This is a genomic window from Kineococcus sp. G2 (assembly GCF_037154035.1).
Taxonomy (GTDB): domain Bacteria; phylum Actinomycetota; class Actinomycetes; order Actinomycetales; family Kineococcaceae; genus Kineococcus.
In genome coordinates, this window is sequence record NZ_JBBBEM010000030.1 from 140,845 (window position 1) to 167,630 (window position 26,786).

At 74.0% G+C, this 26,786-nt stretch carries 15 protein-coding genes and 1 pseudogene; 10 read left to right on the forward strand and 6 right to left on the reverse strand.

The genetic code is table 11. The features are described from left to right. Window positions 1-194 precede the first annotated feature (194 nt). Entirely contained in the window at window positions 195-2,903 is a 2,709-nt protein-coding gene (locus V9U69_RS06670) for a helix-turn-helix transcriptional regulator (protein ID WP_337060628.1), read from the reverse strand. A gap of 129 nt (window positions 2,904-3,032) precedes the next feature. On the opposite strand from V9U69_RS06670, the gene V9U69_RS06675 reads away from it, so the two are divergent. The 6 genes from V9U69_RS06675 to uvrB all read left to right on the forward strand — a co-directional run bounded on the left by V9U69_RS06675 (window position 3,033) and on the right by uvrB (window position 14,314). Then, window positions 3,033-3,266, forward strand: a complete 234-nt coding sequence (locus V9U69_RS06675) for a heavy-metal-associated domain-containing protein (protein WP_337060629.1) — start codon at window positions 3,033-3,035, stop codon at window positions 3,264-3,266. A gap of 206 nt (window positions 3,267-3,472) precedes the next feature. Beyond that, entirely contained in the window at window positions 3,473-4,270 is a 798-nt protein-coding gene (locus V9U69_RS06680) for an ABC transporter ATP-binding protein (protein ID WP_337060630.1), read from the forward strand. Between the two features lie 5 nt (window positions 4,271-4,275). After that, window positions 4,276-6,801, forward strand: a complete 2,526-nt coding sequence (locus tag V9U69_RS06685) for an FtsX-like permease family protein (RefSeq protein WP_337060687.1) — start codon at window positions 4,276-4,278, stop codon at window positions 6,799-6,801. Window positions 6,802-6,996: 195 nt separating this feature from the next. Next, complete coding sequence (locus V9U69_RS06690; protein ID WP_337060631.1) at window positions 6,997-10,284, forward strand: heavy metal translocating P-type ATPase; 3,288 nt, start codon at window positions 6,997-6,999, stop codon at window positions 10,282-10,284. Window positions 10,285-11,029: 745 nt separating this feature from the next. Next, window positions 11,030-12,136, forward strand: a complete 1,107-nt coding sequence (coaE, locus tag V9U69_RS06695; protein ID WP_337060632.1) for a dephospho-CoA kinase — start codon at window positions 11,030-11,032, stop codon at window positions 12,134-12,136. A gap of 57 nt (window positions 12,137-12,193) precedes the next feature. Beyond that, window positions 12,194-14,314, forward strand: a complete 2,121-nt coding sequence (uvrB, locus tag V9U69_RS06700; RefSeq protein ID WP_337060633.1) for an excinuclease ABC subunit UvrB — start codon at window positions 12,194-12,196, stop codon at window positions 14,312-14,314. A 71-nt stretch (window positions 14,315-14,385) separates the two neighbouring features. Here the strand turns inward: uvrB and V9U69_RS06705 are convergent, their stop codons facing one another. Then, complete coding sequence (locus tag V9U69_RS06705; RefSeq protein WP_337060634.1) at window positions 14,386-14,940, reverse strand: MarR family winged helix-turn-helix transcriptional regulator; 555 nt, start codon at window positions 14,938-14,940, stop codon at window positions 14,386-14,388. Between the two features lie 253 nt (window positions 14,941-15,193). Here V9U69_RS06705 and uvrA point away from each other — a divergent pair, with 253 nt between their 5' ends. Continuing rightward, window positions 15,194-18,106, forward strand: a complete 2,913-nt coding sequence (gene uvrA / locus V9U69_RS06710; RefSeq protein ID WP_442907640.1) for an excinuclease ABC subunit UvrA — start codon at window positions 15,194-15,196, stop codon at window positions 18,104-18,106. Window positions 18,107-18,201: 95 nt separating this feature from the next. Here the strand turns inward: uvrA and V9U69_RS06715 are convergent, their stop codons facing one another. Both V9U69_RS06715 and V9U69_RS06720 read right to left on the reverse strand, forming a co-directional pair. Next, window positions 18,202-19,212, reverse strand: a complete 1,011-nt coding sequence (locus tag V9U69_RS06715) for a tyrosine-type recombinase/integrase (RefSeq protein WP_337060638.1) — start codon at window positions 19,210-19,212, stop codon at window positions 18,202-18,204. Window positions 19,213-20,235: 1,023 nt separating this feature from the next. After that, window positions 20,236-20,877: a hypothetical protein gene (locus V9U69_RS06720; protein WP_337060639.1), complete on the reverse strand. Its 642-nt coding sequence runs from the start codon at window positions 20,875-20,877 to the stop codon at window positions 20,236-20,238. 217 nt (window positions 20,878-21,094) lie between these two features. On the opposite strand from V9U69_RS06720, the gene V9U69_RS06725 reads away from it, so the two are divergent. Together V9U69_RS06725 and V9U69_RS06730 are read left to right on the forward strand one after the other, a co-directional pair. After that, window positions 21,095-21,988 (forward strand): hypothetical protein, encoded by an 894-nt coding sequence (locus V9U69_RS06725; protein WP_337060640.1) that lies wholly within the window; start codon window positions 21,095-21,097, stop codon window positions 21,986-21,988. A gap of 72 nt (window positions 21,989-22,060) precedes the next feature. Next, the gene (locus V9U69_RS06730) at window positions 22,061-22,822 is read left to right on the forward strand and encodes a hemerythrin domain-containing protein (RefSeq protein ID WP_337060642.1); all 762 of its coding nucleotides are present in this window, start codon (window positions 22,061-22,063) and stop codon (window positions 22,820-22,822) included. A 6-nt stretch (window positions 22,823-22,828) separates the two neighbouring features. Here V9U69_RS06730 and V9U69_RS06735 read toward each other — a convergent pair whose 3' ends face one another. Together V9U69_RS06735 and V9U69_RS06740 are read right to left on the reverse strand one after the other, a co-directional pair. Further along, on the reverse strand, window positions 22,829-24,922 hold the full coding sequence (locus V9U69_RS06735) for a hypothetical protein (protein WP_337060644.1): 2,094 nt from the start codon (window positions 24,920-24,922) through the stop codon (window positions 22,829-22,831). A 111-nt stretch (window positions 24,923-25,033) separates the two neighbouring features. Beyond that, window positions 25,034-26,089 carry a LacI family DNA-binding transcriptional regulator gene (locus V9U69_RS06740; protein WP_337060646.1) on the reverse strand — a complete coding sequence of 352 codons (1,056 nt, stop codon included), beginning with the start codon at window positions 26,087-26,089 and terminating at the stop codon, window positions 25,034-25,036. Between the two features lie 142 nt (window positions 26,090-26,231). Between V9U69_RS06740 and V9U69_RS06745 the strand changes: the two are divergent. Continuing rightward, window positions 26,232-26,624, forward strand: a pseudogene (locus tag V9U69_RS06745) (transposase); the annotation flags it as partial. Between the last annotated feature and the right edge of the window lie 162 nt (window positions 26,625-26,786).

A 26,786-nucleotide genomic window follows, 5' to 3' on the forward strand; every position in this document is an offset into this window, starting at 1 on the left:
CAGCGCGCCGCCCCGGCCGGGGCGGCGGTTCGTGAACTCCGGCACCGCCGCGGTGGTGGGGGTCATGAAGAGCTCCTTCGTCCGGGCCGGGGCCGGCTCGAACGCTAGGAGCGGGCCGGTGGCCTCACGCCGGGAGAACCGCCAGGTCGGCGGTCGGGCACACGGGGGTCGGAGCGCTCCCGCTGGACCGCACGTCAGTCCAGCGGCAGAGCGGTGAGCTCGGCGCGGGAGCTCACACCGAGCTTGCTGAACACGTTGCGCAGGTGGAAGTCCACGGTGCGGGGGGAGACGAACAACCGCGCCGCGACGTCCCGGTTGGACAGACCCTGCCGGACCAGTCCGGCGACCTGGCGTTCCTGTGCGGTCAGGTCGGTGGCGGTGGAGACGTCACGGCGGCGGGCTGTCTCACCGGAAGCGCGCAGCTCTTGAGCGGCGCGCTCCGCCCACGCGACGGCGCCGAGGTCCTCGAACAGCGCCAAGGCGGTGCGCAGGTGCTCCCTGGCATCCACCCGGCGTCGCGCGCGGCGCAGGTGCTCACCGAAGGCCAGCTCAGTGCGGGCCCGATCGGGCGTCCGCAGCGACGCGGCGTGGGCAGCGAGGGCGCGGTGGAAGTGCTCCTCGGCTCCGCCGCTGTCGGAGAGCAGGGCACGGCCGTGTTCGACGACGGCGACCGCGGCCGGCGCGCGCGTTCCCGTGGCGAACACCTCCAGCTCGTCCAGCCAGCGGCGGGCGAGGTCTTCACGGCCGGTGCGGAGCGCGGCCTCGAGGCGGTCCAGGGCGGCCGTGCGTCGCAACCCCGGGGAGCTGATCTGCTCCAGGTGGTGCAGCGCGGACGCCGGCTGCTGGGCACGCAGCCCCCGCGCCCACTGCACCAGGTCGACGACGATGAAGTCGGTGAGCCCGACCGGGTGCGCGTCCCGGATCGCCGCCACCTCGGCGATGTGCCGTTCGGCGGCGTCGTCCCCGCGCAGCGCGGCGAGCACGGCCAGCTGCGCGGTCGGCAGTGCCGTCAGCCCCGCGTGGCCCGTGCCCGCGCTCAACGTCAGCGCCTCGGTCGCGGCGCCGGCCGCCTGCGACCACGCCCCGGTGGCGATCTGGAACTGCGCTCCGCGGGTGAGGGCGTGCTCGACCATGCTCAGCGCGCCGGCGCTGCGGGCGGCGGTCAGCTGCTGCTGGTGCAGCCGCACTCCGCGCTCGTCGTCGTCGATCAGCATCGCCGCGACGCCGAGGTTGGGCTGCAGCACGTGGTCGTCCACCGGCTCGTCGTCCGTGAGGGCGAAGGCGTTGCGGAAGCAGCCGGCCGCGGTGGCCCAGTCCTCGCAGCCGGCGGCGCGAAAACCCTGCAGGAGGGCGGCGGCGGCCCGCACGCGGGCAGGGGCGTCCGGAGCCGGTGCGGGGACCAGCGCGGCGGGGTCGAACTCCCGCGGGGAGCGGGCACCGAACGAGGCCAGCGAGGCGGCGAGCATCGCCAACTGCTGGGCCAGTGCCTCGTCCACGCACGCCGCGGCCTGCGCGGCCTGCACGACGTAGTCGTAGCCGTCGTCGATCGAGCGGGTGTTCCACTCGATCTGCCCCCGCAGCGTGAGCAGCCGCGCGCGCAGCGAGGGCTCGGTGACGTCGGCCGCAGCCGCGCTCGCCAGTGCCGCTGCCCGGGACGGGTGCGCCCCCAGCCAGCTGGACGACGCGGCGAGGTACAGCCGACGGCCCCGTGCCTCGCCACCACCGGTCAGCTCAGCGGCACGCGCCCAGGCGGCGGCGGCAGCCTCGTGCCCGCCGCGGCTCGCAGCCCGTTCGGCGACGGCGTCGAGCGCGTCGACCACCGTCTGATCCGGCCGGTCGGCCGCGGCCGCCAGGTGCCATGCCCGCCGATCCGGGTCCTCGGACAGCACGTCGGCGAGCGCTCGGTGGGCGGCGCGTCGCTGCGCGCTGGTGGCGGCCCGGTAGACCGCCGAGCGCACCAGGGGGTGGTAGAGCGCGACGACGTCCCCGTCGACGCGCATGAGGCCTGCTCGCTCCACCGCGTCCAGGGCCTCGTCTCTGGCGCCGAGCTCCTCGGCGGCATCCAGGACGACGGGCAGGCGGGCGGTGTCGTCGGCGGCGGCGACGAGCAGGAAGCGCTGGGCGGACTCGTCGAGGCGCCGGGCGCGGTTCAGGAAGGCGCGCTCGACCCCGCCGGTCAGCGGCAGCGGGTTCGGCAGGGGTTCTCGGCCGGCCAGCTGCTCGGCGGTGAGCACGCCGGCCAGCTCGCCCAGGGCCAGCGGGTTGCCGCCGGTGCCCGCGACCAGCTGGTCGCGCACCGCCGGGTCGATGTCGCCGCCCGTGCGTGCTCGCAGCAGCGCGTCAGCGTCCTGCCCGCTCACGCCGCCGAGCACGACGGTCGGCAGATCGCCGGGGTCGAACCGGCGCGCGTCAGCGTCGCGGGCGGCGAACACCAGCGCCACGCGCTCGGCCTGCAGCCGGCGGGCGGCGAACAGCAGGGCGGCGGCCGAAGCGTCGTCGAGCCAGTGCGCGTCGTCGACGACGGCGACGAGCGGGGTGTCCTCGGCTGCGTCCGCGAGCAGGCTCAGCGTGCCGAGGAAGGCCAGGAACCGATCGCCCGAACCCGCGGCTTCGCCGAGCGCGGCGCGCAGGGCTCCTCGTTGCGGCGTGGGCAGCGCGTCGAGGCGGCCGCGCAGCGGCCACAGCAGCCGCTGCAGCGCGGCGAAGGCCAGTGGCGACTCCGACTCCACACCGCAGGTGCGCAGTACCCGCAGGTCCTCGGCGCCGGCCAGGGCGTCGGCGAGCAGCGCCGACTTCCCCGAACCGGCCACGCCGCGGACGACCAGCGCGCCGCCGGTCCCGCTGCGCGCGGCGTCGAGCAGGGCGGCGATCGCCGCGCGTTCGGCATCTCGTCCGGCCAGCACGAGCGGAACCGTACCGGCCGCAACGGGCGGGTCCCGTGATCGTGATCCCGGTGGTTTCACCGGTGAGACGCCCCACCGGCCGCGGCGATCCTCATCACCGACCGCACGACCAGCCTTCGAGGAGTTCCCATGCTCTCCGGCACGCCACGCACCTTCATCGGTTCGACCACCTTCACCGTCACCGGCATGACCTGCGCGCACTGCCAGCGCGCGGTCATCGAGGAGATCGCGGCCGTCGACGGCGTCGAGACCGTCACCGTCGACCTGGCCACCGGCACCGTCACCGTCACCGCCGCCTGCCCAGTCGACCGCGCCGACATCGCCGCCGCCGTCGACGAGGCCGGCTACGCCCTCGTGCCGTAGCCCTGAGCCCTGCCACGCCCGGGTCGCCCACCAGCTCCCGTCCCGGGCGAGCCGGGCGACGCAGCCCGCACCCCGGCCCTGGCGGCGCCCCCGGCGGGCCCCGCCCCTGAACGCCGCCGTCACCACCCCGATCCGCTCGCCGCACTGACCCGCTCGCCACACTGACCCGCTCGCCGCCTCGGCGACCCGCCTCCGCAGGAGAGACCATGACCGTCACCGACCAGCAGTTCGCCCCACCGCCGCAGCCCGTGCCTCCGATCGCGGCCCGCGCGGTCGACGTGGTGAAGACCTACGGCCGCGGCGAGACCGCCGTCCGTGCCCTCGACTCGGCGAGCGTTGCCATCGCAGCGGGGGAGTTCACCGCCGTCATGGGCCCGTCCGGGTCGGGCAAGTCCACCCTGATCCACGCCCTCGCAGGCCTGGACGGCATCGACGCCGGCCGCGTGTTCGTCGGCGGCACCGACCTGAGCACGCTGACCGAGCGCGAGCGCACCCTGCTGCGGCGCGAGCGGCTCGGCTTCGTCTTCCAGGCGTTCAACCTGATCCCGGCGCTGAGCGCCGCGGAGAACATCACCTTGCCGCTCACCCTCGCCGGCAAGCGAGCCGAGCGGGCCTGGATGGACGAGCTGGTGCACATGCTCGGCCTGCAGGACCGGCTCGATCACCGTCCCGGCCAGCTCTCCGGCGGCCAGCAGCAGCGGGTCGCCGTCGGCCGGGCACTGATCGCCCGCCCCGAACTGGTCTTCGCCGACGAGCCGACCGGCAACCTCGACTCGCGTTCCGGCGCGGCGCTGCTGAGGTTCTTGCGCCAGGCCACCTGCACGTTGGGCCAGACGATCGTCATGGTCACCCACGACCCCGTGGCCGCCGCCCACGCCGACCGGGTCGTCTTCCTCGCCGACGGTCGGATCGTGGACGAGCTCAGCGACCCCACCGCCGAGAGGGTGCTGGCCACTCTGGCCGGTCTCGACGTCGCCCGCCCCGACGAGCCGGTGGAGGCGTGATCGCGATGTGGCGCCTGTCCTTGTCCAACGCGCTCGCGCACCGCTGGCGGCTGGCGCTGACCTGGGTGGCCGTCGCCCTCGGCGTCGCGTTCGTCGCCGGCAGCCTCGTGCTGACCGACACCAGCACCCGGCTGCTGGAGGAGCAGTTCCGCACCAGCGCCGCCGGCGTGGACCTCACCGTCCGGGGCGCGGCCGCCTTCGACGCCGCGATGGGCGTGGAGGTGGCCCGTGACCCGCTGCCGGCTGACCTGGCCGATCGGATCACAGCCGTCCCCGGGGTCGAGCGGGTCCGCGCGCTGGCCTCCGGACCCGGGCAGCTGCAGGTGCCCGACACTGCCGTGCAACCGGCCGGCCCCACCCTGCTGGGCACCTGGGCCGAGGCCCCGTTCACCGCCTACACCCTGCGCGCCGGGCGCGCCCCGCACGGCGACGAGGTCGTCCTGGACGCCGCCACCGCCGCCGAGCACGGCATCGCGGTCGGTGACACCGTCACCGTCTCCGCGACCGCCAGCCGGACGCTGCGCGTGGCCGGCTTGAGCGGCATCGGCGACAGCGACGGCCTGGCCAACACCACCGTGGTGCTGGTCGACCTGCCCACCGCCCAGGTGCTGCTCGACCTCGGCTCCGGGATCACCGCCATCGACGTGATCGCCGCCGACGGCGTCGCCGTGCCCGAGTTGCGCGCCGACCTGGCCGCGGCTCTCGGCGCGCGCTACGCCGTCACCGGCGGCCAGGACGCCGCCGCGGCCAGCGCCGACGCGGCGAAGGAGAGCATCAGCTACCTGCGCATCGTGCTGCTGGCCCTGGCCGCGGCCGGGCTGGTGGTCGGGGCGTTGCTGATCGCGAACACGTTCGGCATCGTGCTCACCCAGCGGGCCCAGGAGTTGGCGCTGCTGCGCGCCGCCGGGGCCACCGGTCCGCAGGTGTGCGCCTCGGTGCTCGGCGAGGCGCTGCTGGTCGGGGTCACCGGCGCGTTCAGCGGCACCGCGGCCGGAGTCGGCGCCGCGTACGCGCTGCGCGGCCTGGCCTCCGATGCCGGCCTGGCCCTGCCTGACGGTCCGCTGACCGTCACCGCCCGCACCCTGGTCGTCGCCCTGGCCGCGGGCACGCTGATCACCGTGCTGGCCGCGCTCGGCCCGGCCCGCCGCGCCGCGCGCACCGCGCCGGTCCAGGCGATGCGGGCCTGCGACCCGGCGCCCACCGGTGCCCGGAAGGGCCGGCTGGTCAGCGGCTGGATCCTGCTCAGCCTCGGCGTGATCGGGTTGCTCGCCGCCGCGCTGCTGCGGCACATCACCGGCGTCGGTGTGGGCGCGGTGCTGCTGCTGAGCGCGCTGGTCGTGCTCGGCCCCGCGCTCACGCCGCGGCTGGCGCAGGCCGTCGGCCGCCCGCTGAGCGACCTGGGCGCACCCGGGCAACTGGCCCGGCACTCCACCGTGCACAACCCGCGTCGCACCGCGGCCACCGCGATGGCCCTGGCCCTGGGCCTGGCGCTGGTCGCCTTCGTGGCGGTGCTGGGCAGTTCGGTCAAAGCGATCGGTGCCAGCTCCACCGAAGCGATCACCGCCGACCTGCTGGTGCAGAGCTCTGGCGACGAGATGCTCGGCGGGCTCTCCCCGCAGGTCGCCGCCCGCGTCGCCGGCCTGCCGCAGGTCGCCGCGACCTCCACGGTCCGCTTCGGGCACTGGCTGGACGGGGACGTGACCAGTGCGCTCACCGCGATCGACCCGGCCACCTTGCCGAAGGTCGCTGACGTGCAGATGAGCGCCGGGAGCCTGGCGGCGCTCGACGGCGGCGGTGTCGTGCTCGCCGAGAACGTCGCCGCCGAGCGGGGCTTGAGCGTCGGCGACACGCTCGCGATGACCTTCTCCCGGCACGGCGAGCAGCAGTTGCGGGTGGTGGGGCTGATGGCCGACGACACGGCCCGGGCGCTGTCGACCAGCTACGTCCTCTCGCTGGGCACCTACGCCCAGCACTACAGCGAGAACGTCGACGCCACCGTCTACGTCGCGCTCGCCGACGGCGTCGATGCCGCCGCGGCGCGAACAGCGCTGCGAGCTGCGGTCGCGGACTTCCCGAACGCGCAGGTCCTCGACCAGGCCGAGGCCGCTGCCGGCCGCGCCGCCGCGGTCGACCAGGTGCTCGGGCTGATCACCGTGCTGCTCGGCTTCGCCGTGCTCATCGCGCTGCTGGGCATCACCAACACCTTGGCGCTGTCCATCGTCGAGCGGACCCGGGAGATCGGACTGCTGCGGGCGGTCGGCATGACCCGAGCGCAGCTCTCCTGGATGGTGCGCGCCGAGGCGGTGCTCATCGCCGCGCTCGCCGTGCTCGCCGGCGTCGCCCTCGGGCTGGGCCTCGCCGCGGCCACCTTGGCCGGGCTGTCCGCGGACAGCCCCCTGGTCATCGAGGTTCCCGCCGGGCAGTTGCTGGCCGTCGTCGTCGCCGCAGTCCTCGCCGGGCTGGTCGCCGGGCTGTTGCCCGCCCGACGCGCCGCCCGGCTGGACGTCCTGACCGCCATCGCCACCCGGTGACCGAGGTCGTCGTGACCGAGGGCGCCGGCCTGTCACCGGGCCGGCGCCCCGGCCCGATCCACGCCCCCCCCGGCAGCTGACCGGACCCCCGGAACGCGCCGAGCCGGTGAACCCGGCGATTTCCCCGGTCCGAGCCCACCCACCGCCACCAACGATCGAGCCGTAGCCCCACCGGCCCCTGCCCAGGAGAGCGCGATGAAGACCACCGCACCGGTCACCGCCGCCACGGCGACCGAGCCCGCCGACTGCACCCTCGACATCGCGGGTATGACCTGCGCCTCCTGCGTGGGCCGGGTGGAGAAGGCCCTGCGCCGGGTGGCCGGTGTGAGCGCCGCCGAGGTGAACCTGGCCACCGAGGTGGCCACCGTCCACTTCGACCCGACCAGGACCGGCGTGCAGGAGCTGACCGCCGCGATCACACGCGCCGGCTACACCGCCACCGCGCGCCGCGAGAGCCCGCTCACCGCCGCGCGCCCCAGCACCGGCTCCGGCACCGATGCCGGCACTGGCACCGCCGCGCCCGGCGAGGACCACGACGGCCAGACGCACCTGACGGCGCTGAAGCGCAAGTGGCAGGTCACCCTCACCACCGGCCTCGCCCTGATGGGCCTGATGTACGTGCCGCTGCACCTGGACACGATGGACTGGCTGATGCCCGCGATCCTCGTGGTCGCCACCGTCGTGCAGTTCTGGGCCGGCCGCGACGTCTACCGCGCCGCCTGGACCGCGGCCCGGCACCGCTCGACGAACATGAACACCCTGGTGGCGCTGGGCACCGGCGTCGCCTACGCCTACAGCGCCTTCGTCACGCTCTGGCCGGCGGCGGCCGAGCGGTGGGGTCTGCCGCTGCACGTGTACTTCGAGACCTCGCTGGTCGTCCTCGCCCTCGTCCTGGCCGGGCGGTGGATGGAGGCTCGCGCCAAGAAGGCCACCGCAGCCGCGATCACCGCCCTGGTCGGCCTGGCGCCGAAGACCGCGCGCGTGGTGCGCGACGGCGCCGAAGTCGACATCCCGCTCGAGCAGGTCGTCGTCGGCGACCTGGTCCGCGTGCGCCCCGGCGAGAAGGTCCCGGTCGACGGCACCGTCACCGCCGGTGCCAGCGCCGTGGACGAGAGCATGCTGACCGGCGAGAGCCTGCCGGTGGACAAGACCGTCGGGGACACCGTCATCGGCGCGACGATCAACCGCACCGGCACCCTGGTGCTGCAGGCCAGCGCGGTCGGCGCCGACACCGCACTCGCGCAGATCGTGCGCCTGGTCCAGCACGCGCAGGGTGCGAAGGTTCCCATGCAGCGCCTCGCCGACCGGGTCTCGGCCTGGTTCGTGCCCATCGTGATGGGACTGGCGGCGGCCACCTTCACCGCCTGGGCTCTCTTCGGCGCAGACACCGGGCGCCTGACGATGGCCATCACCACCAGCATCGCAGTGCTGATCATCGCCTGCCCGTGCGCACTCGGGTTGGCCACCCCCACCGCGGTGATGGTCGGCACCGGCCGCGCCGCCGAACTCGGCATCCTCATCGCCAACGGCGACGCGCTAGAGAGCGCCCGACGCGTCAGCGCCGTCGTGCTGGACAAGACCGGCACCATCACCCGCGGCAAGCCGGCCCTGACCGGCATCACCACCACCGGCGGCTGGGCCGCGGACGACATCCTGGCGCTCGTGGCGGCAGCGGAGGCCGGCAGCGAGCACCCCGTCGGTGAGGCGATCGTCGCCGCCGCCACCGCCCGCTTCCTCGACCTGCCGCCGCTGCGCAGCTTCGAGGCCGTGCCCGGCCACGGCATCGACGCCGTCGTCGACGAGCGGCACGTGCTGGTCGGCAACGTCGCCCTGATGACCGCCCGGAACGTGGACACCACCGCGCTCGCCGGCACCGCCGCCTCAGCCGCGGCGGTGGGCCAGACCACGGTGTTCGTCGCCGTCGACGGGCAGCCGGCCGCGGTGCTGGCGGTCGCCGACACGGTCAAGCCCGACTCCGCCGAGGCGGTCGCCCAGTTGCAGGCGCTCGGGCTGCAGGTGTGGATGCTCACCGGCGACAACACAGCCACCGCCACGGCGATCGCCGAGCAGGTCGGCATCGAGCACGTGCTCGCCGAGGTGCTGCCCGCCGACAAGGCGACGCAGGTGCGACGCCTGCAGGAACACGGGCACGTCGTCGCCTTCTGCGGAGACGGCATCAACGACGCGGCCGCGCTGTCGGCCGCCGACGTCGGCATCGCCATCGGCACCGGTACCGACGTCGCCATCGCCGCCTCCGACGTCACCCTCGTCGGCGGGGACCTGCGCGGCATCGTTTCCGCGATCGCGCTGTCCCGGCGCACCGCCACCACCATGAAGCAGGGCCTGGGCTGGGCGTTCGGCTACAACCTGCTGCTCATCCCGGTCGCGGCCGGCGCCCTGTACGCCTGGGGCGGCCTGCTGCTGGACCCGGTGCTCGCGTCGGCGGCGATGGCGATGAGCTCGGTCAGCGTCGTCACGAACGCGCTGCGGCTGCGCCGCTTCCACCGACCGGCCACGGCCACCGAGATCCTGCACCCGCCCCTGCGCGACCGGGTCGGCCAGTACGCCCACCTGAGCGGCGTGGCGCTCCTCGCTCTCGCCCTCGGCGCGGGGCTGACCGCCGTGTCGAGGATGGACTTCGCCGAGCGCGGCATGAACGGCACGCTGGCCTGGATGCAGGGCACCGGCATGCCGATGCGGCCGGCGATGAGCGAGATGATGACCTCCGAGGTGCCCCCCACCGACGCCACCGACGCCGGTGTCGACGTCCGCCTCGACCTGCCCGCCGACGTGCGCCCCGGGCAGCCGACCCGCCTGCTCGCCACCGTCGTCGACACCACCACCGGCGAGCCGATCCAGGACCTGACCCGCAGCCACGAAGCGTGGATGCACCTGATCGCCACGCGAGAGGACCTGGGCACGTTCACGCACGTCCACCCCCAGCCGGCCGATCAGCCAGGGCAGCTCGCCGTCGAGGTCACGTTCCCGACCGCCGGCCGGTACATCGTCAACACCGAGTTCCGCCGGCAGGGCGAGATGAGCGACGTCCACCAGCGTCAGGTGATCACCGTGGCCGGCGCCGCACCGCGACCCGTGGCCCTGGTGGCCGGGCCGCGCAGCGTGGTGGTCGACGGAATCCGCGTGCAGCTGCAGGGCGAGGTGACGACCGGCGGGCGCAACGACCTGGACTTCACGCTCACCGACGCCGCCACCGGCCGGCCGCTCGACGACCTGCAGCCCTACCTCGCCGCCGCCGGTCACGTCGTCGTCATGCGGGACGACGGGCGAACCTTCGCCCACGAGCACGCCGAGGTCACCGACGCGTCCGGCCGCCCGGTCTTCGCCCTGCCGGGCCAGAGCTTCGGTCCGCAGCTCGACGTGCACGCCGAGTTCACCACCGCCGGGACGTACCGGCTGTGGGCCCAGTTCCGCCTCGCGGACGGCGACGTGATCACGGCACCGTTCACCGTGGAGGCCACCTGAGCACGCACCAGTGGGCCCTCGCGCACTGCGGTCGACGTGCTGGGGCTCGCTCGCGACCACTGGATCCACCAGCCGTGCACCTCCGCGAGAAGAGAGCGACGAACGAGTGGCGCCGCACGTGCGCGCGGCGACGCTCGACGACGTCCCAGTCGCCGCCGAGGCCCTCGCTGACGCCTTCGCCGATCACCCGTGGACCCGATGGACGGTCGACGCCGACGGCCACGACGATCGGCTGCGGGTGCTGCACCGCCTCCACCTGTCCGCCGCCGCAGCGCCCTTCGGTCGAGTCGACGTCGCAGAGGCGCGGCAAGAACTCGTGGGTGTCGCAGCCTGGGTTCCCAGCGCGCGGGGGTTCCCCGGCAGGTGTGGGTGCACGTCGGCCCGGCTGCCGTCGAGGCCGAGGAGCGGCTGGCCGGCCACCGACCGTGCGCACCGCGCCCGGCCCTGGCCGGCCTGCGCGTCGTGCACCACGAACAGGGGAGGGGTTTCGGGGGTCTGCTGCACGATCCGGTGACAGGTGGGGCCACGCGGCCCGACTGGCCGGTGCGGTCATGGTGGTCTCGTGCTCGACGGGGGCCAATCGGCCCGAGCCAGCCTGCCACGGCCGCAGGTGGCAGGTCTGTTCGATCCGGGTCACGATCGCGATCCGCAGCTCATCGAGGTGGTCGCCGACAGGGTGGTCGCCTTGCTTTAACTTGGTAAAATTCTGTTATAGCGGGTAAAGGAACACAAGTAACCTGGCGGAGTGCTGCGCGTAGGACTCACAGGAGGCATCGGGGCAGGGAAGTCGACCGTCGCGAAGCACCTGGTCGCGCTCGGGGCGTTCCTCGTCGATGCGGACGTCCTCGCGCGCGAGGTGGTCGCACCGGGGACCGGGGGACTGCGTGCGGTGGTGGAGCTGTTCGGCCCCGGCGTGCTGCGCGAGGACGGTCAGCTCGATCGCGCCGCCCTGGGCCGGCTGGTCTTCTCCGACCCCGGTGCTCGCCGGGCGCTGAACGCGGTGGTGCACCCGCGCGTCGCAGCTCGTCGCGAGGAGCTGGTGGCGGCGGCTCCCCCTGACGCGGTGGTGGTCGAGGACGTGCCCCTCCTGGTCGAGACGGGTGCCGCGGCGCGGTTCGCCCTGGTCGTCCTGGTGCACGCCGACGTCGACGAGCGGGTCCGTCGCCTGGTGAGCGACCGCGGCATGGACCCGCGGGACGCGCACGCGCGGGTGGCCGCCCAGGCCTCCGACGAGGAGAGGGCGGCCGTCGCCGACGTCGTGCTCGACAACCCGCGCTGCGAGGAGCGGGCCTCCGGCCGACTGCGCGGCCAGGTCGAGAGGGTGTGGCGGGAGCGTCTCGTGCCCTTCGAGGAGAACGTCCGCCGCGGCCGCCCGGCGCCGGTGCCGCCCGCAGGACCGTCGGCCCCGGACCCCTCCTGGCCGGCGCAGGCCGCGCGCCTCGCCGCGCGCGCGGCTCACGCGGCCGGCGAGCTGCAGCGGGGGGTGGAGCACGTGGGGCCCACCGCGGTGCCCGGGACGGTGGCCGAGGACGTCCTGGACCTGCAGCTGGCGGTGCCTTCGCGCGAGGCCCTGGACCGGGTCGCCGGGGCACTGGCGGCGGTCGGCTACCCGCGCGCCGGGACGGAGCAGCCGGGTGACGGGGCCGACGGGCGCCTGCACGGCTCCGCCGACCCCGGCAGGGCCGCGCGACTGCACGTGCGGGTGCACGGGTCCGCCCCCTGGCGGCGGGCGCTGCTGGTGCGGGACTGGCGCCGCGCGGGAGGAGACCCGCGGACCGTCGGCGAGGAGTGCGTGGAGCCCCTGGCGGAGGACTGGGCCCGCCGCACCGGGTGGCACCCGCCCGCTCCCTGAGACGCGGCCGGGTGCGCGCGGGGCGGTGCTGTCGCAGGCTCGACCTACAGTGACTCCATGCGGCCCACGACAGACATCCAGCGGCGGGTGGCCCCCTTCCAGGTGGTCTCCGAGTTCGCCCCGTCCGGCGACCAGCCGGCGGCCATCGCGGAGCTGGCGCGGCGGGTGCGCGGTGGCGAGAAGGACGTCGTGCTGCTGGGTGCGACGGGCACGGGGAAGTCGGCCACGACGGCGTGGCTGATCGAGCAGGTGCAGCGGCCGACGCTGGTGATGGCGCCGAACAAGACGCTGGCGGCGCAGCTGGCGAACGAGTTCCGCGAGCTGCTGCCGAACAACGCGGTGGAGTACTTCGTCTCCTACTACGACTACTACCAGCCCGAGGCGTACGTGCCGCAGTCGGACACGTACATCGAGAAGGACTCCTCGATCAACGACGAGGTGGAGCGGCTGCGGCACTCGGCGACGAACGCGCTGCTGACGCGGCGGGACGTGGTGGTGGTGGCGACGGTGTCGTGCATCTACGGCCTGGGCACCCCGCAGGAGTACGTGGACCGGATGGTCACCCTGAAGGTGGGGGACTCCATGGACCGCGACGAGCTGCTGCGGCAGTTCGTGGGCATGCAGTACGCGCGCAACGACCTGGCGTTCACGCGGGGCACGTTCCGCGCGCGCGGCGACACGGTGGAGATCATCCCGCAGTACGAGGAGCACGCGATCCGTGTGGAGTTCTTCGGCGACGAGATCGAGGCCCTGTACACGCTCAACCCGCTGACGGGGGAGGTGCTGCGCGAGGAGGAGCTGGTGTACGTCTTCCCGGCGTCGCACTACGTGGCGGGTCCGGAGCGGCTGGAGCGGGCGATCGGCACGATCGAGGCCGAGCTGGCCGAGCGGCTGGCGGAGCTGGAGCAGCAGGGCAAGCTGCTGGAGGCGCAGCGGCTGCGGATGCGCACCACGTACGACGTCGAGATGCTGCGGCAGGTCGGCACGTGCTCGGGGGTGGAGAACTACTCGCGGCACATGGACGGCCGCGAGCCGGGGTCGGCGTCGAACACGCTGCTGGACTACTTCCCCGAGGACTTCCTGCTGGTGATCGACGAGTCGCACGTGACGGTGCCGCAGATCGGCGCGATGTACGAGGGGGACGCCTCCCGCAAGCGCACCCTGGTGGACTTCGGCTTCCGGCTGCCGAGCGCGATGGACAACCGGCCGCTGCGCTGGGAGGAGTTCCTGGACCGGGTGGGGCAGACGGTGTACCTGTCGGCGACACCGGGCTCCTACGAGCTCTCGCGCAGCGACGGGGTGGTGGAGCAGATCATCCGGCCGACGGGTCTGGTGGACCCGGAGGTGGTGGTCAAGCCCACGAAGGGGCAGATCGACGACCTGCTGCACGAGGTCCGGGCGCGCGCCGAGCGGGACGAGCGGGTCCTGGTGACGACGCTGACGAAGAAGATGGCGGAGGACCTGACGGACTACCTGCTGGAGCAGGGCGTGCGGGTGCGGTACCTGCACTCCGACATCGACACGCTGCGCCGGGTGGAGCTGCTGCGCGAGCTGCGGCAGGGTGAGTACGACGTGCTGGTGGGCATCAACCTGCTGCGGGAGGGGCTGGACCTGCCGGAGGTGTCGCTCGTGGCGATCCTCGACGCGGACAAGGAGGGCTTCCTGCGCTCGGCGACCTCCTTGATCCAGACGATCGGGCGCGCGGCGCGCAACGTGTCGGGCCAGGTGCACATGTACGCGGACACGATCACCCCGTCCATGGCGAAGGCCATCGAGGAGACGAACCGGCGCCGGGAGAAGCAGGTCGCCTACAACCGCGAGCGCGGTGTGGACCCGATGCCGCTGCGCAAGCGGATCGCGGACATCACCGACCTCATCGCGCGCGAGGACGCGGACACGGCGGCGCTGCTGTCGGCGCAGGGTGGCAGCGGGCGGTCGCAGTCGCGGGGCAAGGCGTCGGCGAAGGGCGCCAGGGGAGCGGCGGTGGGCCGCGAGGTGGGCCCGGAGCCGCGCGGGTCGCTGCCGCAGGCGGACCTGGCGGACCTCATCCAGCAGCTGAGCGACCAGATGCACTCGGCGGCGGCGGAGCTGCAGTTCGAGCTGGCGGCGCGGTTGCGGGACGAGATCGGGGACCTGAAGAGGGAGCTGCGGGGGATGCGGGCCGCGCAGGGGGCCTGACCGGCCGTGCCCGTGCGGGCCGCGGGGTGCACCGGGGCCCTTCCGGGGCCCCGGTGCTCACCGGTCGGTGCTCACCGGTCGCCCAGGGGGGCGACCAGGGGCACGGGGGAGACGCTGCCGGTGTCGGTCAGGTGCTGCAGGAGGACCTCGCAGGTGCGGCGCAGCTGCAGCTGCTCCTCGGCGTCGAGGCGGTCGAAGAGGAGGTCGCGCACGGTCTCCACGTGGGCGGGTGCGGCGGCCTCGAGGGCGCGCAGCCCCTCGTCGGTCAGCACGGCGTTGAAGCCGCGGCCGTCGGTGGCGCAGGGCTCACGGCGGATCCAGCCGCGCTCCTCCATGCGTGCCACGGCGTGCGAGACGCGGCTGCGCGAGGACAGGGAGGACTCGGCGAGCTCGCTCATGCGCAGCGAGCGCCCGGGTGCCTCGGACAGGCGCACGAGCATCTCGTAGTAGGTGTGCACGACGCCGGACTCCTGCTGCAGCTGGCGGTCGACGCGGTCCATGAGGAGCTGCACGGTGGCGAGGAAGCTGCGCCAGGTGCGCTGCTCCTCCGGGTCGAGCCAGCGGGTGGTGCCGGTGGGTGCTGCGGTGCTGGAGGGGGTCTGGGGCAGTGCTTCGCCGGTCGCCATGCACACACAGTAGTCGTTCCTTTCAACCACTGTCGTCGTCCGATCGGCCGACCCCCGCGGGGGGACGGGGTGGGCGGGTCGTGACCGGGCGGAGGGCGAGCGCCGGCGGGTCGCGCGGGCGGCCGGCGGGCGGGTCCGTGTCGGAGGTGGCGCCTAGGGTTGGGGCGTGGCCTCTCGCACCCCTTCCAGCGGCACTCCCCGCAGCAGCAGTCCCCGGCGTGCCCGCGCTGCCGTCGGCGCACCGGCGCGCCCGGTGGCCACCGCTCGCGTCAGCTCGGACCGCCTGGTGGTCCGGGGTGCGCGCGAGCACAACCTGAAGGACGTGTCGGTGGACCTGCCGCGCGAGAGCCTGGTGGTCTTCACGGGGCTGTCGGGCTCGGGCAAGTCGTCGCTGGCGTTCGACACGATCTTCGCGGAGGGGCAGCGGCGGTACGTGGAGTCGCTGTCGGCGTACGCGCGCCAGTTCCTGGGGCAGATGGACAAGCCGGACGTGGACTTCATCGAGGGCCTGTCGCCGGCGGTGTCGATCGACCAGAAGTCGACGTCGCGCAACCCGCGCTCGACGGTGGGCACGATCACGGAGGTGTACGACTACCTGCGTCTGCTGTTCGCGCGGGCGGGGCGGCCGCACTGCCCGGTGTGCGGGGAGCCGGTGGGGCGGCAGACGCCGCAGCAGATCGTGGACCAGCTGCTGGAGCTGGAGGCGGGGACCCGCTTCCAGGTGCTGGCGCCGGTGGTGCGCGACCGCAAGGGCGAGTACGCGGAGCTGTTCCGGGAGCTGCAGGCGAAGGGGTTCGCGCGGGCGCGGGTGGACGGGGAGGTCGTGCCGCTGGACAGCCCGCCGGCGCTGCAGAAGAAGCTGAAGCACACCATCGAGGTGGTGGTGGACCGTCTGGTGGTCAAGGACGGCGTCAAGCGGCGCCTGACGGACTCGGTGGAGACGGCGCTGGTGCTGTCCGGTGGTCTGCTGGTGGCGGACCTGGTGGACGTGGAGGGTCCGGAGGGTGAGCGTCGCTTCTCGGAGAAGATGGCGTGCCCGAACGAGCACCCGCTGGACATGGACGAGGTGGAGCCGCGTTCGTTCTCGTTCAACTCCCCGTTCGGGGCGTGCCCGGAGTGCACGGGCATCGGTACGCAGCTGGAGGTGGACCCGGAGCTGGTGGTGCCGGACGAGGACCTGTCGCTGGCGGAGGGGGCGATCGCCCCGTGGGCGGCGGGGTCGGCGGACTACTTCCAGCGGTTGATGGCGGCGCTGGCGGAGGACCTGTCGTTCTCGATGGACACCCCGTGGCGGGCGCTGCCGAAGCGGGCGAGGGACGCGCTGCTGCACGGCAAGGACCACGAGGTGCACGTGAAGTACCGCAACCGGTGGGGTCGGGAGCGGCAGTACTCCACGGGCTTCGAGGGGGTGATCCCCTTCGTGAAGCGCCGGCACGGTGAGACGGAGTCGGACTGGTCCAAGGAGCGCTACGAGGGGTACATGCGTGAGACGCCGTGCCCGGTGTGCGCCGGGGCGCGGTTGAAGCCGTCGTCGCTGGCGGTGAAGCTGGGCGGGAAGTCGATCTCGGAGGTGTGCGCGCTGCCCATCGACGGGTGCGCGACGTTCCTGCGGACGGTGGAGCTGTCGCCGCGGGAGAAGAAGATCGCCGCGCAGGTGGTCAAGGAGATCCAGGCGCGGTTGGGGTTCCTGCTGGACGTGGGTCTGGACTACCTGTCGCTGGACCGGCCGGCGGGCACCCTCTCCGGTGGGGAGGCGCAGCGGATCCGGCTGGCCACGCAGATCGGGTCGGGGCTGGTGGGTGTGCTGTACGTGCTGGACGAGCCGAGCATCGGTCTGCACCAGCGCGACAACCGGCGGCTGATCGACACGCTGACGCGGCTGCGGGACCTGGGCAACACCTTGATCGTGGTGGAGCACGACGAGGACACGGTGCGGGTGGCGGACTGGGTGGTGGACTTCGGTCCCGGTGCCGGTGAGCGCGGTGGTGAGGTGGTGCACTCCGGTGACGTGGCGGGGTTGCTGGCGAACCCGAAGTCGCTGACGGGGCAGTACCTGTCGGGTGCGCGGCGCATCGAGGTGCCGGCGCAACGGCGGCCGGTGGACCCGCAGCGCTCGCTCGTGGTGACGGGGGCGCGCGAGCACAACCTGAAGGACGTCACGGTGGAGTTCCCGCTGGGGTGCCTGGTGGCGGTGACGGGGGTGTCGGGGTCGGGCAAGTCGACGTTGGTGAACGACATCCTGTACACGGTGCTGGCGAACAAGCTCAACGGTGCCCGGCGGGTGCCGGGGCGGCACAAGTCGGTGCAGGGGCTGGAGCACCTGGACAAGGTCGTGCACGTGGACCAGAGCCCGATCGGTCGCACGCCGCGGTCGAACCCGGCGACGTACACGGGGGTGTTCGACCACATCCGCAAGCTGTTCGCGTCGGCGCCGGAGGCGAAGCTGCGCGGTTACCAGCCGGGTCGGTTCTCCTTCAACGTCAAGGGGGGCCGGTGCGAGGCGTGCTCGGGGGACGGCACGCTGAAGATCGAGATGAACTTCCTTCCGGACGTGTACGTGCCGTGCGAGGTGTGCCACGGGGCGCGGTACAACCGCGAGACGCTGGAGGTGCACTTCAAGGGCAAGACGATCGCCGAGGTGCTGGACATGCCGATCGAGGAGGCGGCGGAGTTCTTCTCGGCGGTGCCGGCGATCTCGCGGTACATGGCCACGCTGACGGAGGTGGGTCTGGGGTACGTGCGGCTGGGGCAGCCGGCGACGACCCTGTCCGGTGGTGAGGCGCAGCGGGTGAAGCTGGCCGCGGAGCTGCAGCGGCGCTCGAACGGCCGGACGGTCTACGTGCTGGACGAGCCGACGACGGGTCTGCACTTCGAGGACATCCGCAAGCTGCTGGGGGTGGTGCAGGGCTTGGTGGACAAGGGCAACAGCGTCCTGGTGATCGAGCACAACCTGGACGTGGTCAAGAGCGCTGACTGGCTGGTGGACATGGGCCCGGAGGGTGGCGGGGCCGGTGGCACCGTGGTGGCCACGGGGACGCCGGAGGAGGTGGCGGCGAACCCGGCCAGTCACACGGGCCGGTTCCTGGCGGACCTGCTGGGTGTGGAGCCGGTGGTGGGGCGGCAGGCTCCGGCGCAGCGGCGCAAGTCCCCGGCGCGGGCGAGCTGACCGTGCCGTTGCTCGCCCGGTGCGCGGCGGCTCGCTCGTCGCGCACCGGGCGAGCACGGTCGTGGCGTGCGTCGTGGTGGCCGGGAGCGGGTCGGTCAGGTCGTCTGGCCGAGCTTGCGCAGCGCTGCGTAGGTGGTGCTGCCGGCGGCGGCGGAGCGCAGCTCGTGGGCTCCGGCGTCGACGTACTGCTGGGAGGTGGTGAGGTTCTGGTGGCCGAGCAGCCGCATCACCTCCACGGCGCTGGCGCCGGCGGCGACGACGCGGGTGGCGAAGGTGTGCCGCAGGGCGTGCACGAGGGCGCCGCGCTGGACGCGGTCGCCGATGCCGGCGGCGCGGTAGCAGCTGGCGACGAGGTACTGCAGCTGGTTGCGGTTCAGCGGCTGCCCGCTGGTGTCCACGAACAGGGCGGTGTTCAGGGGTGCTCGCCTGCCGCCGAACCGGGCTCGGCGGCTGTCGAGGTAGGTGGTGACGAGGTCGGCCAGGGCGGGTTCGACGGGGATGCTGCGCTCGGCGTTGCCCTTGCCGACGACCCGCAGCCGCTGCTCGCCGTCGGCGCCGGCGAGGTCGCCGACGCGCAGGCCGAGCAGTTCGGCGCTGCGGATGCCGGTGGCGAGCAGGGTGGCGAGGACGGCGAGGTCCCGTTCGACCCAGGGGTCGCGGGCGGTGCGACGGCCCTCGGCGACGGAGGCGAGGAGGACCTCGGGGGTGTCCTCGCCGCGCAGGGGCTTGGGCAGTTGCCGTTCGGGGCGCGGGCGGTGCACGCCGGCCATGGGGTTGCCGGGCAGGGCGTTCTCGGCGACGAGGAAGTCGCAGAACCCGCTCCAGGTGGACCAGCAGCGGGCGATGGAGCTGCGGGCGTGGTCGACGGAGAAGTCCGCGAACGCGGTGCGCAGCACCACGGTGGTCAGGTCGGCGACGACGGGGCGGTCGTGGCCGAGGACCCGGTGGATGCGGGGGAGCAGGCCGGTGATGTCACGGCGGCGAGCTGCGACGGTGTTGGGGGAGTCCTTGCGGGGGCGGCGTGCGACCTCGTAGGCGTGGACGGCCGCGGGGAGTTCAGTGGTCGCCGTCATGGACTCGGGAACCCCGGGAAGCAGGGGAGTCATGTTCACAAGGTAGCGCCGGGGGAGTGCTCCGTCAAGCAGAGTCGTTGCGCTGCAACGGTTTCAGCCCAGAAGTCCGCATACTCGTCGTTATGCTGAACTCGTGGTTCGGCATCCGCCCCGGAGGGGCCCCGGGGTGGAGGTGGGTGTGGGGCGCCGGTCGGCCCGCCGGCCGCCGGTGGCGGCGAAGGGCTCGGGGTGGCCCGGTGGGGAAGTCGCACCGCGTGGATCGCCGTCTCGCGCGCTGCGCCGTCCCGGCGTGCCGTGCTGTTCCGATGGAGTCGTGCTGTTCCGGTGGGTGGGTCTGTACGGCGCGGATCTCGACGGTTCCGCTCCGGTGGGCCGGTGAGTGCGCAGGGCCCGTCCAGGTGCACCCGGGTCGGTTGCCCCCGGAACGCTCGTCCCTGGAACGGTTGTCCAGCCCGTCGGTCCTGGCCGTCGATCGACCGCCGACCGTGCGACCGTGCGACCGATCGATCGCGTCGCCCGGAGCGCCGAGGTGCCGGTGGTGGCTGCAGTCTCGCCGGACCAGCCTCCCGCAAGACGCCCGGCGCGCAGGCGTGCGCCTGCAGCGATCCGCAGGAATCCGCAGGACCGGGTCGGTGGGCCTCGGAAGGGGTCCACCGCACCTCCACCCAACCGCCGATAATCTACATTATGTCATTACAGCGGTGTGTGGGGCTCACCTGCACCGTTCGGCGTGCTCCCCCGCGCACCCTCCTGGGAACTGTTCCACCACGCGCAGGTGAGCAGGTTCTCCGTGCAGGTCAGGTTCTCCGTGCCGGTGGTGGCGGCGGTGCTCACGGTCGCGCCCGCCTGCTCCGCCGGGTTCGTGCTCGGCGCCGGTGACACGTGACCGGTCCGGCGGCGAGGCCGCCGAGGCGGTGTCCGACGGTGCGTGGTTGCTGTGCCGGGTGCTCCCGGCCCGGCTGGTGATCTTCGTCTGGTCCCGCGCGGTCCAGGGTGACGGGTGGATCCTCGGGTGTCACCGCTCCCCCGGCGTGTTCGCTGCGCGGGCGTGTCCGCTCAACCGGTGGGTGCTCGCAGTCCCAGGGACCGAGCCACCTGCGCCGCGAGCTGCTGCCCGTCCAGCGGTGCGTCGACCTCGATGGCGCGCAAGCCGTGACGGCGCGTCTGCTCGCGCAACCGGTCGGTGAAGAGCCGGTCCCGTTCGAGCAGGTTGGCCAGCGCCCGTGGCGGGTCACCGGTCCTGCCGGCGATCGCCCACAGGTCCCCGCGCGCCTCGAGGGCGGCTCGCCGGAACCTCGGCGTGGGCAGCAACCACACCGCCCGCTCCGGGCCGGTGAGCAGCGGGGCGACCAGGTGCGGCAGCAGCCGGAAACCCTCGACGAGGACGCCGCGGTCGGCCGGCAGGTCCAGCAGGTCCTCCACGACGAGGTCGAAGGCCTCGCCGCGGTACCAGTGGAAGGTGTCCGGCATCGTGCGCGGGCTGCGGTGCACCCACCGCTCGTCCATGCTCATCGCGGCGAAGGCGCGCAGGTGCGGGCACCGGCGCGGTGGGCAGCGCCGGGCGTGCGCGCTCATCGTCTCGTCGGTGCGGTGCAGGTGCAGGCCGTTCTCGGCGGCCAGGCGCGCGGCGGTCGTGGACTTGCCCGCTGCGCTGCCGCCGCCGATCCAGCGCACGTGCGCCAGCGCCCGGCCTCCCACGTCCCCCCGGTACCCGCGGTGGGCGCTCTCGACACCTGAGCTGCACCCGCGTGCCGCGGGCCGGGACACGCCCAGGGCCGGCGACCCCACCGGCTGCTACCCGGCCGGTCCCAGGCTGCCGGTCCTAGGCTGTCTGCCCGAGGCACCGGCCGGGTTCGAGCGGGCGGCCGGTGCCCCGCCCGAGCAGGCCGACCGACGAGGACGCGAGCGGACGACCATGGATGCGCTGGCAGTCCGCTTCGACACCGCCTGCGCCCGTCGCGCCGACCCCGCCCGCCCCGAGCTGCACGCCGCGGCGCTCGCGGCCGCGTGCCGTGACGTGCTGAACGACGACCTCGACGACGGCACCGCCACAGCCGCCGCCGTCGACCCCTGCACCGGCCTGGGCGTCGACGGGGTCAGCATCAGCGTCGCCGACCAGGACCCGTGGCGCCTGCCGGTGGGCGCCAGCGACCCGGCCGCCGCGGCCGCCGAGCGCTGGCAGTTCGTCAGCGGGCAGGGACCCGGCGCCGTGGCCTGGTCCACAGGGCGGCCCGTCGTCGCCGATCAGACGCGGCTGCGGCGCGCCTGGCCGGTGCTGCACGACCTGCTGCACCGCCACACCCCCTACCGCAGCACGATCGCGGTGCCTGTCCCCCGGCTGCCGGCAGGACAGCCGGGATCGCCCGCGCAGGGGGTCCTGGAGCTGCACTTCCACCGCGAGCGCCCGCTGCCGCCTCCCGGTGGCGGTGGAGCCGGCCTGGTCCGTGCGCGTGCGGTCGCCGCGCTGGTCGGTGCGCGGCTGTGGGGTGTTGAGGGGTCCGGTGCCACGTCGCACGGCTCCGGTGCGCCGACCGCTGCATCCGGTGAACCCGCTGGGTGCCGGCCGGACCCGGGCCGGCCACCTGGCGGTCAGCCAACCTGGATGGACGCCCCGGGTGCGCGCGAGCGGCAATGCGTGTGGATGGTCATCAGCATGGCTCGTCAGGTGTTGCGCACCGCCGACGCCGATGCTCTGGCTCTGCTGCGGGCCACCGCCTACAGCCGGGACCGGACCCTGGAGGACCTCGCCGGCGACGTCGTCGAGGGGCGGCTCCCTCTGCGGGCGCTGCACGTCCCGTTGCCCGACTGAGCGGGCGGTGCGTGGCCTCTCGCCCCCGGGCCTGTGCGTTTGTCCGCGAGGGGACGCGGGTAGGGCCCGGCCATGACGAACCCACGCCGCAACGGGCTGACGTCGGTCGCGGACCAGTCCGAGGACGAGCGCGGGGGGCCGGGCAGCATCCTGAGCCGGCAGAGCGCCGATCACCGGGACCTCGACGAGCTGATGCACGCCTACGAGCGCGAGCCCGACGCCGGTGCGCGCGGCCGCATCGTCGCCGAGCTGAGCGAGCGGGCCTTGCGCCACGCCTTCGCCGAGGAGACTGTGCTCTTCCCGGTCTACCGGCGGTTCTTGCCCGCCGCCGGGGGCGACGACGAGCTGACCCGGCACATCGAAGGTGACCACCAGCGGGTCAACGAGGTGCTGGAGGACCTCCAGCGCGCCGACCCGAGCTCGGCCGGTTACGACGCCGAGGTGCGCCGCGCCTTCGAGGTGATCCGCCACGACGCCCACGACGAGGAGGACGACCTGCTCCCCCGGCTGCAGCAGGTAGCCAGCGCCCGGCAGTTGCGGGCCATCGGCGCCGCGTGGGAAGCCGCCAGGCTGGGCTCGCCGACCCGGCCGCACCCGAAGGTCCCCCGCCGCCCGCCGGGCAACGTCGTCGCCGGAGCCGGTTTGGCCCTCTCCGACCGGGTGCAGGACGTCGTCGACTCCCTCGCCCCGGTGGGCAGCACCCGCAGGGCGGTGTGCGGCGGGGTGCTCGCCGGGCTCATCGGCGCAGCGGTGGTGGTCGTCGTGGAGGAGGTCGTCGCGGCGAGGACCCGGGCGGGGCTGAGCGGGAACTGTCGGTTGCGCCCTTCGACCTGACCCTGGTCACCCGCGAGAGGTCCCGTCGGCGGCGACCTCGGCCGCGCCCAGTTCCTCGGCCAGGCGCATCCAGACGACCAGGTGCCAGTCCTGGTCGTTGGCCAGCGGGTCGGCCCGGTGCGCCGGGCGGCCGTCCACGCTCGAGGGGAAGACGAACGCGCAGGTGGCGCCGCCGTCGGGGTGCTGGTTGAGCAGGTTCGCGGCCAGCAGCGAGCGCGCGGCGGCGTCACCGCCGGCGGTGCGCAGGGGCCTCGGCAGCCGCAGCAGGACCTGCGCGGTCAGCGCGCTCCAGTAGTGCGGGAAGACGTCTCCCCACAACCGGTCGGCACCGAACCAGAACCCGTCCCAGTGCCGGATCGCCACGTCGCGCAGGCGCACGTGCGGTTGCGGCCCGCCGAAGGCCAGCAACCAGGGCAGTCGTTCGGCGATCCCGTCCAGGTAGCGGTCCTCGCCGGTCAGCCGGTGCGCGTCGACGAGGAGGTTCACCAGGGGCGCGACGATCGACTGCTCGTAGTTCACCTCGCTGGCGGGCAGGTCCCGGCCCGCCACCAGCAGGTCGTCGGCGTTCACGAGCAGTTCCCGCCGCAACCGGTGGGCGCGTGCGTCCTGCCCGGTGGCCGACAGGGCGTCGGCCACGGCCACCGTCGCTTCCGAGCCGCCGATCGGTGGCACGAGCGCGGGCTCGTGCGCGTGCTGCGCCTCCAGGAGGGTCGCCGCCAGTTCCAGGTCGGCTTCCCGGCCGCTCCAGCGGAAGCGGTCGGTGAAGAAGTGCGCCAGCCACGGCACGTCGTACAGGCGCGGGCCGCCGGGGTGGGTCGACCCGCGCCGGGTCAGGCCCTCGGCGTCGACGAGGTGCCGGCGCGCGAAGGCGGCCCAGGCGGCGACGACGGGTTCGTAGGCGTCCTCGTCCAGCCAGCCGCGCAGCAGGCCCTGCTGGAGCAGGGCGGCCATGCCGATGCGCTCGGAGCCGTCCGACCAGTCCGCCCAGCCGCCGGAGTTCTGAGTCAGCAGGTTTCGGGTGTCCACCGGCACGAAGGCGGCGGCTAGGTCCCCGGGGCGTTCGACGGCGCGCTGGTGCTCGGTGATGTACCGGGCGCGCCGGCGCACCACCTCCGGCAGCGGTTGGTGGAAGGCGACTTCCGTGCGGGCGGTGCCGATCTGCAGGCTGACCGGGCCGGGCTGGCGGGCGTGGACCAGGGCGCCGTCGTCGGTGGGCTCGATGCGCACCCCGGGCGTCGGGCTGGACACCGCCTGCTGCGTGCGCACCGGCAGGGGCACGCCCACGGGGGCGCTCAGGCGTTCCAGGTGCGCCGCGGGGTGCGTGTCCTGCAGGAAACCGGCGGGGTCGTCGTACCAGCCGACGTCCCAGCTCAGCGTCCACGTGGCTCCCGCGGCCAGCTGCAGGTGCGGCTGGCCGCCGAACGCGGCGGGGTTGCGGGCGGCGTCGGTGGGGTGCAGCACCAGGTGCCCGCGGACGTTGGAGAGCGTGTGGTGGTTGCGCGACTCGATCGAGTAGGCGGCCAGCGACCCCTGGCGCACGACGAGCCCCAGGCACCGGCCCGTGCCCGACATCGGCTGTGCCAGCACCCAGGCCCACGAGCCGCCGGTGAACACGTGCGCGTGCACCGCGGTCTCCAGCGCGGTGCGGGCGTCGTGGTAGACGTCCGCGAACGGCACCTGGATGCCCACGCCGGTGACGGTGACCGGCTCGGTGGTGGTGTTGCGCAGCACGTACGTCTCGCGCAGGCGCTCCCCGCCGCGGCGTTCGACCTCCAGGCTCAGGCCCAAGGGGGTGTCGAAGCGCAGGTGGACGCCGTCGTCGAGCGCCGCGGTGCGCGTGGGGGTGTTCCAGCGCGCTGAACCGGTGCTCGTCTGCAGGTGGCCCGAGCCCCACGCGTGCTCCAGGGAGTGCCACGGGTGCAGGGCGCTGTCGAGGAGGTAGACGCGCTGGGGGGTACGAGGGTCGTGGAAGCGGGTGACGGCTCCCGTGGCGGGGTCGAGGTCGGCGTGGCCGTCCCCGACCCGCAGGTGCTGCACGGGCCGCCCCGCACCCCTCGCCGGAGGGGCGGTGCTGCTGGGCGTGGTGCCGCTCTGGTCCACTGCACTGCTCCTCGGGGGGCGTCGGGCGCTCGCCTTCAATACGTATTGAACACGTGGGGCGGGCAGTGGCGCAAGGACCCGGCCGAGCGCCCGCAGCCGGCACGCGCGGGCTCAGGGCACGCAGGTGGACCTCCGCCGCGTCAACCGCGGCACCACCAGCTCCAGCCGATCCACGCCGCCGACCCCGCCCGCCGCGCGGGCGTCCAGCGCGGCGAAGACGAGGTCCATGGCGCGCTCGGCGACCGCCGCCCCCTCCAGCGAGACGCTGGTCAACGGCGGGTCCACGGACACGGCGAGCTCGTCGTCGCACTGCGCGACCACGGACACGTCACGCCCGGGGCGCAACCCCCGAGCGGCCAGGGCGGGCAGCAGCCCGGTCAGCACCTGGCGCGAGGGCACGACGAGGCCCAGTGGGCTCTCCGCGTCACGGACACCGGCCAGGAGACCGGCCAGGACGTCGGCCAGCGCACTGCTGGGGGCGGCGCTCGACCTGGCTGCCCCCGCTGCGGGCAGCGGCACCACCGCGCAGTCGACCCCGGCTTCGAGGGCCGCCACGGCCGCTCCGCGCTGCACGCGCCGGATGCAGCCGACCTCGTAGGACGTCAGCGACAGCGGGTCCCCCAGGACTCGCACGCGCCGGTGACCGGTCGCCACCAGATCCTCCACGGCCAGCCGCCCGGCCAGCTCGTAGTCGAGGTCCACGCACGGCAACCCCGCCCGCTCGGCGGGCACCCCGACCACCACGACGGGCAGGTCCAGGTCGGCGGCCACCGGCACGCGAGCGTCCTCGGTGACGACGTCCATGAGCACGATGGCGTCGCACAGCCGTTGCCGGGAGAGCCTGAGCAGCCCGGCTGGGCCCTCGTCGGCCGTGACCAGCAGGACGTCGTGGTCGTGCTGTCGGGCTCTGCGCGTGAAGGTCTCGATGAAGGGCAGCACCCCGAGCCTGTCCACGGTCAGCCCGAAGGGCATGACGATGCCCAGCGCCCGGGTCCGCTGCTCCTTCAGCGCACGGGCCCCTGCGTTCGGCTGGTACTGTAACTGCGCCATCGCCGCCTCGACCCGCGCGCGGGTCTCCGCGGCGACGCCGTCACGGCCGTTCACGACGAAGGAGACCGTGCTCTGCGACACTCCCGCCAGGCGCGCGACATCCTTGCTGGTAGGCACGTCCTCCCCGGTCCCGGTCGGTGTACTGGTGACGCTGGTCAACCGCAGTCACATCATCCACCCGCACGAGCCGCACGACGCCGTACTCGGCCGCAGCGGCCGCGGGAGGTCCAGGAGGTGCGGGACGGCCCGCGGGTCCACGGCGATCACGCCGTCGATGCCGTCGCTGGCCGAGCACCTGGACGCCGCCCGCGCCGAGGCGCTGACGTTCACCGCCTCTCCGAAGGAGGTGTGGCGGCAGGTCCGGTCCAACGACCCGCAGGAGCGGTGGGACCGGGAGATCCGACGCCGCACCGTTCCCCGCGAGCGGGAGGTGCCCCCCGTGGTCGGCATCTTCCCCGACCGCGGCTCCCTCATCCGCCTGGTCGGGGCGGTCCTGGCTGAGCAGGACGATGAGTGGACCGAAGGGCGGCGCTACCTCGGCCTGGACCTGCTGGGCCGCTGCCGGATCGCCCCGATGCCCGGCGGGCAGGAGCACACCGAGACCGTGACGGAGGTGAACACCGACCTCACCAGGCTGGCCCTGACGGCCTGACCCCACGAAGCAGCACGCGGCGAACGTCGCACACCACGACCGGGAACGTGACCGCCACCCGGTGCCGCACCTGCCGGTGTGGCGCGATCACGCCCTTCCACGGCCGCGTCTCGGAACCGCGGAGGGCCTGCTGCACGATCACCGCGTCGACTCGCCCGGCTG